General features: G+C 68.5%; 16 protein-coding genes and 1 tRNA gene. 7 read left to right on the forward strand and 10 right to left on the reverse strand.

Annotated elements, in window-relative coordinates:
• From ACTVZP_RS17235 to ACTVZP_RS17270, 8 genes are all read right to left on the reverse strand, one after another.
• Window positions 1–293, reverse strand: a 293-nt coding sequence (locus tag ACTVZP_RS17235; RefSeq protein WP_443213402.1) for an HNH endonuclease, incomplete at its 3' end; no start/stop codon positions are given.
• Between the two features lie 101 nt (window positions 294–394).
• Window positions 395–1,018: an RNA ligase family protein gene (locus ACTVZP_RS17240; protein WP_443213403.1), complete on the reverse strand. Its 624-nt coding sequence runs from the start codon at window positions 1,016–1,018 to the stop codon at window positions 395–397.
• A 186-nt stretch (window positions 1,019–1,204) separates the two neighbouring features.
• Window positions 1,205–1,744 carry a hypothetical protein gene (locus tag ACTVZP_RS17245; protein WP_443213404.1) on the reverse strand — a complete coding sequence of 180 codons (540 nt, stop codon included), beginning with the start codon at window positions 1,742–1,744 and terminating at the stop codon, window positions 1,205–1,207.
• Between the two features lie 86 nt (window positions 1,745–1,830).
• Entirely contained in the window at window positions 1,831–2,409 is a 579-nt protein-coding gene (locus tag ACTVZP_RS17250) for a hypothetical protein (protein ID WP_443213405.1), read from the reverse strand.
• 192 nt (window positions 2,410–2,601) lie between these two features.
• The gene (locus ACTVZP_RS17255) at window positions 2,602–3,264 is read right to left on the reverse strand and encodes a DUF1376 domain-containing protein (protein ID WP_443213406.1); all 663 of its coding nucleotides are present in this window, start codon (window positions 3,262–3,264) and stop codon (window positions 2,602–2,604) included.
• A 39-nt stretch (window positions 3,265–3,303) separates the two neighbouring features.
• Window positions 3,304–3,855 carry a DUF1937 family protein gene (locus tag ACTVZP_RS17260; RefSeq protein ID WP_443213407.1) on the reverse strand — a complete coding sequence of 184 codons (552 nt, stop codon included), beginning with the start codon at window positions 3,853–3,855 and terminating at the stop codon, window positions 3,304–3,306.
• On the reverse strand, window positions 3,852–4,145 hold the full coding sequence (locus ACTVZP_RS17265; RefSeq protein ID WP_443213408.1) for a hypothetical protein: 294 nt from the start codon (window positions 4,143–4,145) through the stop codon (window positions 3,852–3,854). Before ACTVZP_RS17265 ends, ACTVZP_RS17260 begins: the two co-directional genes overlap by 4 nt.
• A complete protein-coding gene (locus ACTVZP_RS17270; protein ID WP_227471926.1) occupies window positions 4,142–4,399 on the reverse strand; it encodes a hypothetical protein in 258 nt (85 codons plus the stop codon). Before ACTVZP_RS17270 ends, ACTVZP_RS17265 begins: the two co-directional genes overlap by 4 nt.
• Window positions 4,400–4,703: 304 nt before the next feature.
• Between ACTVZP_RS17270 and ACTVZP_RS17275 the strand changes: the two genes are divergently transcribed.
• From ACTVZP_RS17275 to ACTVZP_RS17305, 7 genes are all read left to right on the forward strand, one after another.
• Entirely contained in the window at window positions 4,704–5,111 is a 408-nt protein-coding gene (locus tag ACTVZP_RS17275; protein ID WP_443213409.1) for a helix-turn-helix domain-containing protein, read from the forward strand.
• Window positions 5,112–5,404: 293 nt separating this feature from the next.
• On the forward strand, window positions 5,405–5,743 hold the full coding sequence (locus tag ACTVZP_RS17280; protein ID WP_443213474.1) for a hypothetical protein: 339 nt from the start codon (window positions 5,405–5,407) through the stop codon (window positions 5,741–5,743).
• Window positions 5,743–6,138 (forward strand): DUF2312 domain-containing protein, encoded by a 396-nt coding sequence (locus tag ACTVZP_RS17285; RefSeq protein ID WP_443213410.1) that lies wholly within the window; start codon window positions 5,743–5,745, stop codon window positions 6,136–6,138. Before ACTVZP_RS17280 ends, ACTVZP_RS17285 begins: the two co-directional genes overlap by 1 nt.
• Before the next feature lie 122 nt (window positions 6,139–6,260).
• Window positions 6,261–8,081: a ParB/RepB/Spo0J family partition protein gene (locus tag ACTVZP_RS17290; protein ID WP_443213411.1), complete on the forward strand. Its 1,821-nt coding sequence runs from the start codon at window positions 6,261–6,263 to the stop codon at window positions 8,079–8,081.
• On the forward strand, window positions 8,078–8,461 hold the full coding sequence (locus ACTVZP_RS17295; protein ID WP_443213412.1) for a hypothetical protein: 384 nt from the start codon (window positions 8,078–8,080) through the stop codon (window positions 8,459–8,461). Before ACTVZP_RS17290 ends, ACTVZP_RS17295 begins: the two co-directional genes overlap by 4 nt.
• On the forward strand, window positions 8,458–8,658 hold the full coding sequence (locus ACTVZP_RS17300; protein WP_012641281.1) for a hypothetical protein: 201 nt from the start codon (window positions 8,458–8,460) through the stop codon (window positions 8,656–8,658). The genes ACTVZP_RS17295 and ACTVZP_RS17300 overlap by 4 nt, the downstream gene beginning before the upstream one ends.
• Window positions 8,630–9,724, forward strand: coding sequence for a tyrosine-type recombinase/integrase (locus tag ACTVZP_RS17305; protein WP_443213413.1), 1,095 nt, complete (start codon window positions 8,630–8,632; stop codon window positions 9,722–9,724). The genes ACTVZP_RS17300 and ACTVZP_RS17305 overlap by 29 nt, the downstream gene beginning before the upstream one ends.
• Window positions 9,725–9,739: 15 nt before the next feature.
• Here the strand turns inward: ACTVZP_RS17305 and ACTVZP_RS17310 are convergent.
• Window positions 9,740–9,816, reverse strand: a tRNA-Met gene (locus tag ACTVZP_RS17310).
• 309 nt (window positions 9,817–10,125) lie between these two features.
• Window positions 10,126–11,418, reverse strand: coding sequence for an RNA polymerase factor sigma-54 (gene rpoN / locus ACTVZP_RS17315; RefSeq protein WP_443213414.1), 1,293 nt, complete (start codon window positions 11,416–11,418; stop codon window positions 10,126–10,128).
• Window positions 11,419–11,456: the final 38 nt, after the last annotated feature.

Genomic DNA, 11,456 nt, shown 5'->3' on the forward strand with positions numbered 1-11,456 from the left:
AGCGGGTCGCCGCGGTGCGGCCGGATGTGATCGACCTCGGCCGCGGCCACCACGAGCCCGAGCCCGGCGCAGTCGGCGCAGAGCGGATGGGTCGCAAGGAAGCGCGCCCGCGCCCGCCGCCATCGGCCGGTGGCGTAGAAGGCGGTGCCTGCCCGCGCCGCGGCGCCGGCCTTGGCTCGAGCTTTCCGGCTGCGGACCTTCGCCTCGGCCTCGGCGGCATGGTCGGGGCAGTGCGCCTGGCCGGCCGGCGCGAGCTCCTCGCAGCCCGGTGCGCAGCAGAGTTTGCGGATCAAGGGGAGGGCTCCAAAGCGAAGCCCATTATCCACAAGAAAAAGCAGAGGAAGAGCCGGGCCTGCGGGTGAAGGCGTTGCGGACCACGCGGAGGAAGCTGCCACTAACTTTGGGCGAGCCCATTTACGACAGTGGGCGCCTTCGTCCAGTGAATATCTGATTGGACATGGTCAGCGCGAACGTATTTTCCCATTCGGCGCGGGATCTCATCCTCCGGGAATGACCGGGCATCCCGGGCGACGAAACCTTCTTGCCGGTCCAGATCCAAAGCCGCCGCTATTTCTTCCAGCAGGCCATCTCGATACGCTCCGCGATAGAGCGTCGGCACCGGTTGGATGCCCAGCTCACTGAACCGCGCCAGTGTCGCGTCCCAAGGTTGAACGATTTCGTCGACGATCCACGCGAAGCCGAGGAAGTAAGACGGGAGCCTGTCATAGCTGACCGAGTGACGAGCATAGAGGTTCTCGCCAACGATCCGTTCGCTCTCGGACATCTGCGGGGATACGCCAGCGGCGAACGCCTTCAGCCAGTCCCGCGACGGGTGATAGCGACTGTCAGGGCTCCGAGCGTGCGAGCCGCCAGCGTGGATGGTCGTATTCTCCCCATCCATCTTTTCCGTGATGACGAGGGCTTCCACGATGAGACCTTCGAGCGACACCATCCTTTTGTCATCGCTGGTCGCACCGGGCGAGATCGGGAGATGGAAAGTGCGGCCGTATTTCCTCATGCACCTCTGATAGCAGGTGGGCCGGCCATCGACTATGGGCTCTTGCAGATCTCCCGTGTGACAGCATCACGGCCATTGCTGCTCAGGAGGTGGCCAGCAAAAACGCCCGGAGAGCTTGGGGCTCGCCGGGCGCTTGTCTTCGATGATGGCAATCTGCCGAACCGAACGGGCCGCGTCAAGCGGGTGTCAGCTCCAGGCTTCGTGGAGGGCCTCCAGGCCCCGCTGAAGCCGGTCGAGCTGGCGGGCCTCGTGCCGGCTGTTGAGCCGCCCGGGCAGGCTGCGGAGCGACTGATCGTCCAGAACGACATGCTGAATGACGGGTCGGGCGAAGGCGGGGATCTCCTCCCACATGCGGAAGAACTTGCGGCGCCGGTCCACCCGCTCGGCCTCGGGATCATGGGTGCCGCTGGTATCGACGCGGACGATGGCGGCCAGCGGATCGCGGGCCGGCATGCCCGAGGCCGCCTCGAAGAGCTCGGCCGCGATGTTGGCCTGCTCCACTGAGAGCTTTCCCTGCCGGTGGTAGCGCCCGACCCAGGTCTCGCGCCTCGTGCGGATCACCCGGTTCGGGTTGCTCGTCTTCCCTGTCTTCGGATCGACCTCGGCCACCTCCTCGATCCGCTTGCCCGCGATCTGCGCGGGCGTGAGCGGCCCGAGATCCCACGGCGCGAGCTTCAGGCTCACCAGCTTCGCCTTCATGGCCTTCCGGCCCTTCGCGCCCTTCATGCGGCACCCCTGTCCTTGTTCTTGTTGTTTTTGCTGTCCGCTCGTCCGCACCGGCTCTGCCCGCATCATGTCCACCGCGCCGCCGATCATGCCGCCGCCCCTTCCTTCCGGCCGCGGCCGGCGTCGACCAGCGCGCGGGCCTGCGCCCGGTCGCGGAGATAGAGCTCGAGCCAGTCACGATCCTCCCGGCTCACCGTCTCCCGGTCGATCCGGTCGCGGATCAGCTCGCAGCGGCGCGCGTTGTCCTGCGCCTGGTCCCGGATCTCGCGCAGGTCCATCGCGAGCGGCGGGCGGGGGTGTTTGAGCAGCCAGCGGTAAAGCTCGACCAGATGCCCGCCGGCCTCGGCCTTCGGCCCTTCGACCGAGGCGAGCCAACTGGAGACCAGCCGCCGCTCGGCCGGCGGTGGCTCCTCAATGGCGCGCGCGAACTGCCGGATCAGCACCTCGGAGGGCCAGACGCCATCTGCCGCGCTGTCGATCAGCACCTCGGCCAACGTCATGAGGTTCTCCTCGCCCATGTAGCCCAGCTGCTCGCAGAGCCGCGCCATTGCCGCCTCATGCGCCGCGGCCGCCGTGCCGCGCCGCCTCACCATCCCGGCCTGCTCCAGCCGGTCCACCACCAGCGCCTTCACCCGCGCCCGCTCCTCTGCCTTCGTCATGGCCATCCCTTTCTCAGCCAGCCACGCCTGCCGTCTCGCCACCGCCCGATCTTCTCACCCCTGCAGAAGGGATGTCTTGTCAGGTTCTGTTTTGTCGGGTCCTGTCCTGTCCTGTGGGGCAATTACAGTTCCGGCCCTGAAAATTGCTGTAAATGACTGTAAGGATTGCAGTCGATTACAGTCGATTACAGCTGTAACTCATTGGACCTGCACGAGCTTGGGCCCGCCGCGCGTGGCCTCGAAGGCCGCCCGCACATTGTCCGTCGTGATGTAGAGATCCCGCTCGCCGAGCCAGTCCGCGATGGCGATCACCACGTCCGGGCTCTCGGCCGCGCGGCCGCATTTGATCTCGATGAGCTTCTTCTTCACCCGCGTCCGCGCCACGGCCTTGGAGCCTTCCGTCCGCGCCTGATCGCGCCCGCGCTTCCGGCGGTGCATGTCGCGGGCGATGCCCGCGATCATCACATGGCCGAGCCGGCGGTTGCCCGGAGCCTCCTCCTGGTTCGAGATATGGGTCTCGCGCCAGCCGTAGAGCGCACCCTCCCGCGCGGCGCGCCAGCTCTCGAGATCCGCGCCGTAGCCCGCGAGGCGGGCGAGCTCGAGATCGTCGTCGGGGAGCGTCCCGGCCGGGTCCTGCCGGAAGGCCTCGCACCAGAGGAGGAGGGCGGTGCCGATGTCGGCGCGCCGGTTCTCGGCCAGCGCCCGGGCGACGAAGCGGGAAGTGAGGAGGCGGTTGATGTGCAAGGGCACCCATTCGTGGCTCGAGAGCGTGTCGCCGAAGGCCAGCGGATATTCCCAGAAGTCGCCGAGGATCTCGGTCGGGGGCTCGGTCGCGGGCTCGGTCAGTCGGTCATGCGGCACGGGCACCTCCCGCGCGGCATTCGAAGCGCTCGGGCTTCGTCATGGCAGGCCTCCATAGATGAAGACGGGCACCTGGGCGGCGAGGGCGCTCTGGACCTCGTGGCGGATGCCGGAGGATTGCGCCCAGCCGCGGATCTCGGGGACCACGACGGCGGCGCAGACGGAGAGGATGGGGCGGCACCAGTCCTCCCAGAGGACGGGGTTGAACGGATCGATCCGGAGCCGGGGGAACATGGTGGCATGGAGCGCGGCGGCCGAGAGGACGACGGGCGAGATCGCGGTGACGCCGACCTCGAGGAGCCGCGCCACCTCGCGCGCCGCCTCGGCCATGGCGGTCTCGGACTGATCCCGCGACCAGCACCCGTCCGGGCCGACGGCGCGGAGCGTGTAAGGGGTCGCCAGATAGACCGGCCGGCCCCAGCGCGCATGCCGCGCGACGAGCGCCGGATCGGCATGCCAGCGCAGCAGATCCGCGCGGCCCGCGGGATGGCGCCGCAGCGCGGCCCAGCCGTTCGATCGAAAAGCGCCGGAGGCCGCAGCCCCCGGCGAAGTGGCCGCGTCCTGTACAGGCAAGGGCGCGGCGGCGGTCACAGAAGGCTCCCGAGAGCCGTGGCGAGGATCGCAGAGCCGGCGAGAACGGAGGGCACGAGCCACCAGCCCGAGGGTAGGCGATAGGGGCCGTACGCCCGGTCATGATGCTCTGCCGTGCCCTCCTGCCCGAAGGATTGGTCCTCCGCGTCGCAAGAGGCGTCCTGCGGAAAGTGTTGGGAAAGTTTTCCCAAGCGCTTCCGGGCATGAGCCGCCCAGAAGTCCGCCACCGCACCGAGGTGGATGGCTGCCATGATTTCGGCCACGAGGACCTTGCGCATGATCGTGATCATTCCTGTGCCTGTAGGGTTGTCGCCGCCTCTGCGGGGAAATTCTGGTAGGCGAGGCCGACGACGAACCCGCTGGGGGAATGACTGCCGTCCCACCATTTGCGGGCCGTCGATCCGTCGACACCGAAGGTCATGGCCGCATGCTCGGGACTGTCGAAGTTCTCGCGCACGAAGCGCGACCAGCGCGCCGCAAAGAAGGCGCGATAGGTCATCGCCTCCCGCTTGGCGGAAGACTTTCCGGGGGACTTTCCTGACATGATTGCTCCATCCTGAACCCGACCAGAGGCTTTCGATGACGAAGCGATTTGATGAAGTGCGAGGGGGGCGGCGGGATACATCATGCTGCCCCTCTATTTTCGGTCGGAGGGTTGTCCTCAATGAAAGACAGGATGCGCCGCACCGTGGATCGGCGTGGGTCACGGCCCGCCTTCAGGCTAGCGACCAAACTTGCGTCGTTTGCCACGGCCTTCCCGAAGCGCGTCGGCGGCATGCCGGTTGCGTCCAAGTAGGTCGTAATCGTGTTGATGAGATCGTTCTGGTCCAGCTGCATGCGGAGAAGTTATGAAACTTCCGAACAACCGGCAAGGGGGTGGATTCGGAAATTTCCGCATTGCGGCTGTACGGAATTCGGATAACCCCGAACCCATGGATCGGGACCCGATATCTCAGCTGGTGGCGGAGAACCTTGAGCGCCTGCTCAAGGAAAGGGACATGAGTGCACTCGCTCTTGGAAAGAAGTGCAAGCTCGGCCGCTCAACCGTTTACGACATCCTGGACGGGCGCAGCGAGAGTCCGCGGCTAAAGACCATAGCGGCCTTGGCTGACGGCTTGGGGGTTCCGTTGAGCGACATGTTCCTCACGCGGGACCAGCTTCAGGCGCAGTCTGAGCTTCTTCGGGCGTATCAGATGCTTCCGCCGGCTGAACAGAAGCGGCTGGCGCAGGTCGCGAAAGCCTGGCGCCTAGACTGAGCAGCACCTCGGCCAGCAGCTTCTTTTGCTGCAGGCTGGATAGGGAGGCGATGTCGGAACTCGTCAGCGGCTCGGTCATGAAAATTACCAGAATTGTAGAAAGGAGCTCGGCGGGCTTAACCTTTGAGGCAGTTGCGGCAACCGATTCGGTTCGGATGCGACCGACTGACGCTGTCGCATAGTTCGGAAATATCCGACAATCCGGCTTGACATTCGGAATTATCCGAACAAGATCGCTCTGTCAAATTCACGGAGAGCGATCTATGCGACATGACCCTAGTTGTCCTCAGTTGATGCGTCGCCGCAGGTCCATGCCCCTGACGCCCCGCGATCTGAATGCCGTGCGCCATCGTGCCGAGCATGCGCCCACGCCCGAGACCCGCGAGGCCGCCAGCCGCCTGCTGACGGAACACGAGCTGGCCGTCGCCATCGGCCGCCCGCTGCACCGCGCCCGGCCGCGGCCCGCCTTCCGCACGAGCAGGCCGAGCCCGCTCGGGCCGAACCTGACCGGCTTTCTGGTGGGGGCGCTGGCGCTCCTGGGATTTCTGTTCGTCGCCACCGTGCTCTGGGCGCACGCTACCGACGTGGCCGAGACCATGCGCCAGCAGGCCAGCGCCATGCGGGGGATGTGATGGAGGCCGCCCCGCAACCCGCGCCGCGTGCGCATCCCGTTCCGATCGACAGCCTCAACGCGGCCGACCTCGACCGCATGACGGCCGCCATCGACAGCGGCCGGATCCGCAAGCCGCCGATGAAGGAGACGCCGGCCGACTGCGCCGTGGCGGAGGCCGCCTATCAGGTCGCGGCCGACGAGCTCCGTCAGTTCATCGAGCGCTACGAGCAGCTCGAGGCGGAGAAGAAGGAGATCGGCGGCCAGCAGAAGGAGCTGATGGCCGAGGCGAAGGGCAGGGGCTACGCGCCGAAGATCCTCAGGATGATCGTGGTCCTCCGCAGGCGCACCCCTGACGACATCGCCGAGGAGGAGACGCTCCTCGATCTCTACAAGGCCGCGCTCGGCATGGCCTGAGCCACCCCCGGCGCGGCGGGCGATCCGCGCAGCTTCCGTTCAACCTGCCCGGCGTCCCCGCGGCCCGGGCCCTGGCCCGCGCTCCGGCGCGCCGGAGAAGATCTGCATGAAGGGCATCCCGCATGGCTAAGGACTTCGCTTCCCGAGGCGATCTGCGCCTCATCCCGCTCGCCGAGCTCCGGCTCTCGCCCCTGAACAGTCGTCAGGAGATCGCGGCCGAGGAGGTCGAGGCCATGGCCGAGAGCCTCGCCGTCGCGGGGCTCCTGCAGAACCTGATCGGCCATCTGACACCCACGGGCATCGAGATCGTGGGCGGCGGCACCCGGCTCCGCGCGCTGCAGCTCCTCGCGGCCGAGGGCTGGAGCAGGCCCCCGGATCTCATTCCGATAGATCCGGTGCCGGTGAAGGTGACGGCCGACCTGCAGGAGGCGGTGGCCTGGGCCGGCACCGAGAACAGCGCCCGCTCGGCGCTGCACCCGGCCGACGAGGTCCGCGCCTATGCCGCCATGCGCGAGCGCGGCGCGAGCCTGTCGCGGATCGCGCGCAGCTTCGCGCGCTCCGAGGCCCATGTCGAACGGCGGCTGAAGCTCGCGGACCTGCCGGCCGAGGCGCTGGCGGCGCTGCGGGCGAACGAGATCTCGCTCGAGATGGCGAAGGCGCTGACGCTGGCGCCGAGCGGCGAGCGCTGCCTCGAAGTTCTCGCTTCGGTGCGCGGGCGCGACGTGCGGCCGGAGCAGGTCCGGCGCGAGCTCACGCCCGGGACCGTGCCCTCGACCGACCGGCGCGCGGTCTTCGTGGGGCTCGAGGCCTATCTCGCCGCCGGCGGAACCTCTCAGCGCGATCTCTTCGCCGACCGGACGCTTCTGGAGGACGAGGCGCTTCTCGACCGGCTCTTCGCCGAGAAGGGCGCGGCCGAGGCCGAGCGGAACCGCGTGGAAGAGGGTTGGGAATGGGCGACGTGGGTGCCGGAGGAGTACGTCTCCTGGACCGCGACGCAGAAGCTGGTGCGGCTCCATGCCCGTCCGGGGAAGCTCTCGGAGGGAGAGGAAGCGGAGCTCGCGGCGCTCGAGGAACGCGAGGCCGACGACACCCTCGACGAGGCCGGCTGCGCGCGCATGGCCGAGCTCGAAGCCCGGCGCGCGGGCGGCTTCACCGACGCGCAGCGCGCCTCGGCCGGGATCTTCGTCTATTGCAGCAGCCGGGAAGGACTCTCGGTCGAGCGGGCCTATCAGCAGCCGCGGGCGGTCCCGCGGGGCGCGGCCGAGGCGGCGCCCGACCTGCCGCAATCGCTGATCGAGGACCTGCACCGGATCCGGCTCGGAGCGCTGCAGGCGCGGCTGATGGACCAGTCCGAGCTCATGCTCGACCTTCTCGCCTGGTCGCTCGGCGCGGGTCTCCGCCCCTGGGCGCGCCCGCTCGCGATCTCGCCGACCGACCAGCCGATCGCACCGGAGCAGGGGGAGGGCACGCGCTTCCCGCCGCGGCTCGCGGCGCGGCTCGAGCCCGACACGAGCCTCGGGCCGGACGGCACCCCGGCCGAGTTCGAGGCCTTCCGGGCGCAGGGCAAGAAGCATCGCAACCAGATCCTGACCGAGGCGCTGGCACGGACCTTCTGCACCGGCAGCTCCGGCCTCTCGGCCGCGCTCGCGCGCCAGCTCGGGGTCGAAGTGCGCCGGATCTGGACGCCGACCGCCCAGGGCTTCCTCGGCCGCTGCAGCGCGGGCTATCTCGACCGGCTCTGGAGCGAGCTCGTGCCGGCGCCCGAGGCGGATCCGCTGCATCAGAGCTTCCAGAACCTGAAGAAGGGCGAGAAGGCTAAGCGCCTCGAGGCGCTCTTCGCGGATCCCGCCACGCGCGAGGCTCTCGGTCTCAGCCGCGAGGACTGCGCGAAGATCGACGTCTGGGTGCCGGCAGAGCTCGACTGGCCGGAGGGGGAGGGATGACGGATGCTCTGGATCTGGCCGAGATCGTGTCGCGGGCCGAGCTCGCGCGGGAGCGGGCGCAACGGGAATGCTCCCGAGAGGCAGTGCCCGCGACGTGGCAGGCCATCGCGGACGATATTGCGCGCGTCCTGATCGAGGACTGCGGTGCGTGGGTGTCCTGCACCGGCTGCTACGCAACCGATGAAGGCTATCCGTCAGCGGGCACCGATCCGGTATTCGGCTGCGTTCTGGTGATTGGGTGCCGGGAATGCAAAGGGCTCGGGGCGGTCTGGGATCCGACCGACTGGAGTGCTCTCGCGGCGGAGGACGAGCCGGCGGAGGGGGACCTCTGCCGGAATGAGCCTCATGCGGCGGCGCCCGGATCGGGTGCCGCGCCATGAGGCGGGCCTCCTTCCGTCAGGTGGACCTGACCCGCGCGATCCGCGCGGCCAAGAATGCCGGCATGGATGTCGGGGCCTGCGAGATCATGCCGGACGGGCGCATCGTGATCCGCGAGAGCACGAAGGCACCGCCGGTCGACGACGCATTCGGAGCATGGAAGGCAAAACGTGAAGGTCGAGTTGAAGGGCGTTCATAGGGTCCGCCGCAAGTTGGCGAACGGCAGGATCGCCGTCTACCACTATGCGTGGCGCGGCGGCCCGAGGATCGACGCGGCCCCCGGAAGCGCCGAGTTCGTGGCGGCCTATAACGCCGCCCACGCGGCGCGGGACCGGCCCGTGCATCACGACGGCACGCTGCAAGCGTTGATCACGGCCTATCAGAAGACGCCGGCCTTCACCGATCTCGCCGAGGCGACCCGGAAGGGCTACATCCGTCATATCCGCCAGATCGAGGCCGACTTCGGCGACATGCCGGTGCAGGCGCTGGCCGATCCGCGCGTCCGGGGCGAGTTCCTCGACTGGCGCGACCGGCTGGCGCAGAAGAGCAAGCGCAGCGCGGACTATGCCTTCAGCGTCCTCGCCCGGATCCTGTCCTGGGCGCACGACCGGCGGAAGATCCCGGTGAACCCCTGCGAGAAGCCCGGCCGGCTCTATACGGGCTCACGCGCCGACTCGATCTGGACCGAGGCGCAGATCGCGGCCTTCCTCGCCGCGGCGCCGCGGCCGGTCCGCCTGCCGTTCCTGCTGGCGATCTGGACCGGGCAGCGCCAGGCCGACATCCTCCAGCTCTCATGGACGGCCTACGATGGAAAGGCGATTCGGCTGCGCCAGAGCAAGACCGGCCGGCACATGCTGATTCCGGTGGCCCAGCCGTTGCGCGAGGCGATGGAGGAGGCGAGGGCGCGGCGCAGGACCCTGACCATCTGCGAGACCTCGCGCGGCCAGCCCTGGACCAGCGACGGCTTCAAGACGAGCTTCGGCAAGGCGCAGGCCTCCGCTGGCATTGAGGGCGTGACGTTTCACGATCTGCGGGGAACGGCCGTCACCTTCCTCGCGCTCGCCGGCTGCAGCGTTCCGGAGATCGCGGCGCTCACCGGGCACAGCCTCAAGGATGCCGAAGGGATCCTGTCGAAGCACTATCTCGGGCGGGATCGTCGCTTGGGAGAATCCGCCGTGGCGAAGCTCGAAAAGCACGGAGTCGGAACGCCCGCTGTAAAACGCGCTGTAAAACGGCGCGGACCAGAGGGCGGCGATTCGGTCTAAGTGCTTGGAAACCGATGGTGGCGAGGGGGGGACTTGAACCCCCGACCCCACGATTATGAGTCGTGTGCTCTAACCAGCTGAGCTACCTCGCCATCGGTGGACGCTGCACTATGGGATGAGCCATGGAGCGTCAAGCGCAAAAAAGCTGGTTTGCGCGCTCTTCACGCCCGTTGTGGTGACAAGGAACCGAATGCGTGTCCAGGAGCCGCCGCGGGTCGCCCTGTGACAACGCGTGCCGTGCCGCTCAGGTGCTCTGGCACCTGGCGTGGCAGGCGCGCCGCATGGGGCCCGCGCCCGGCTGAGCCGGTTTCATCGCAAGCCGCGAGGCGCGAGAACGCGGTGCCACCGGGCCGATCAGAAAGCGTTCAGCGTAACTGTGGCGGGGAGGCGACCCGGGGGACTTACGCGACGCGGGTGCGGCGGCGGCGGCGATGTCCCGGAGGGATACCGAGCATCTCGCGGTATTTCGCGACGGTTCGGCGCGCGAGGTCCATGCCCTCGGCCGCCAGCGCCTCGACCAGCGCACCGTCGGAGAGGGGCGCGCTGGCGTCCTCTCCCGCGACGAGGCGCGAGATCGCAGCCCGGATCGCGGCGGCGGATGGCCCCCCCTCCGCCACGCTGCCACTGAACATGCGCCGCAGCCACCACGTCCCCCGCGGCGTGTCCACGCAGGTGCCCGAGACGACGCGACTCACCGTGCTTTCGTGGATGCCAAGGGCCTCGGCCACGTCGGACATCGTGAGGGGCGCCAGCGCCCCCGGGCCCTCGTCGAGGGCAGCCTCCTGCCGGGCAAGGATTTCACGGGCCACACGCAGGAGCGTTGCGTTCCGGCTCTCGACCATCCTTCCGACGGCCTGGGCCTGCGCCCAGGCGGCACGGGCGACCGGCGTCGAGGGGCGCTTGTCCGGCTTGCGGATCTGCACCGACGGCAAGGCGGATCGGTTCAGCGCGACCTCCCAGCCAGCCTCGGTCTTCGTGGCGATCAGGTCGGGTTCCCGCACCGGAGCCGCACCCGGATCGAACTGCGCCCCCGGCTTCGGGTTGAAACCGCGGATGAGGCGCAAGCGGGCAGCAATCGCCGCTTCATCGACCTCGCAGATGCGGGCAAGCCGTGGGAACGCTCCCTGCGCAACCAGATCGAGGTGATCAAGCATGGTGGACAGGACCTCGTCGAGGCAGCCGGCCTCGATCGCCTGCAAGCGGAGGCAGTCGGCGAGGTTTCGGGCGAAAAGGCCGGCAGGCTCGATCTTCTGGAGCGTGGCCAGCACGGCCTCCACCTCGGCCGTCGCGACTTGGCATTCCTGTGCCACCCGCGCGGGGTCGAGGCCGAGCCAGCCGGACGGCTCCAGCCCCTCGGCGAGGGCGATGGCGATGCGCCGCCCGGGGTTTCTCGGGAAGAGCCGGTCGATCCGTGCCATTACATGCGCCATCAGGCTGGGCCCGGCTGCGGCCGTCGTGTCGTCCTGCGGCTGCCCGCCCCCGGCGCCGCGCGGAAGAACTCCGGACCAGCGGGGCAGCCAGTCCGTCGCCTGCACGCGCTCGAGCTGGATATGGGGGTTCTCCGCGGCCTGCTCTTCCAGATAACGTGTAAGCCCTTCCGCATCGGCATTCAGCACGCGGATCGACGCCGTGAGCCCAAGGTTCAGCTGCAGTCGCTGGGTCTGGGCGATACTGATGCGTTGCCTGGATTTCATGATCGGCCCGAGCGTAGCGCCCGTCTGCACCCCGCGCA

The sequence above is a fragment of the Rhodobacter sp. NSM genome (assembly GCF_052244495.1).
Lineage (GTDB): Bacteria > Pseudomonadota > Alphaproteobacteria > Rhodobacterales > Rhodobacteraceae > Cereibacter_A.

Coding starts and splice junctions, on each gene's coding strand:
- ACTVZP_RS17240 (WP_443213403.1), bottom strand. CDS start 1,018: ATGAGGAAATACGGCCGCACTTTCCATCTCCCGATCTCGCCCGGTGCG.
- ACTVZP_RS17245 (WP_443213404.1), bottom strand. CDS start 1,744: ATGAAGGGCGCGAAGGGCCGGAAGGCCATGAAGGCGAAGCTGGTGAGC.
- ACTVZP_RS17250 (WP_443213405.1), bottom strand. CDS start 2,409: ATGGCCATGACGAAGGCAGAGGAGCGGGCGCGGGTGAAGGCGCTGGTG.
- ACTVZP_RS17265 (WP_443213408.1), bottom strand. CDS start 4,145: ATGATCACGATCATGCGCAAGGTCCTCGTGGCCGAAATCATGGCAGCC.
- ACTVZP_RS17270 (WP_227471926.1), bottom strand. CDS start 4,399: ATGTCAGGAAAGTCCCCCGGAAAGTCTTCCGCCAAGCGGGAGGCGATG.
- ACTVZP_RS17275 (WP_443213409.1), top strand. CDS start 4,704: ATGAAACTTCCGAACAACCGGCAAGGGGGTGGATTCGGAAATTTCCGC.
- ACTVZP_RS17280 (WP_443213474.1), top strand. CDS start 5,405: ATGCGTCGCCGCAGGTCCATGCCCCTGACGCCCCGCGATCTGAATGCC.
- ACTVZP_RS17285 (WP_443213410.1), top strand. CDS start 5,743: ATGGAGGCCGCCCCGCAACCCGCGCCGCGTGCGCATCCCGTTCCGATC.
- ACTVZP_RS17290 (WP_443213411.1), top strand. CDS start 6,261: ATGGCTAAGGACTTCGCTTCCCGAGGCGATCTGCGCCTCATCCCGCTC.
- ACTVZP_RS17295 (WP_443213412.1), top strand. CDS start 8,078: ATGACGGATGCTCTGGATCTGGCCGAGATCGTGTCGCGGGCCGAGCTC.
- ACTVZP_RS17300 (WP_012641281.1), top strand. CDS start 8,458: ATGAGGCGGGCCTCCTTCCGTCAGGTGGACCTGACCCGCGCGATCCGC.
- rpoN (WP_443213414.1), bottom strand. CDS start 11,418: ATGAAATCCAGGCAACGCATCAGTATCGCCCAGACCCAGCGACTGCAG.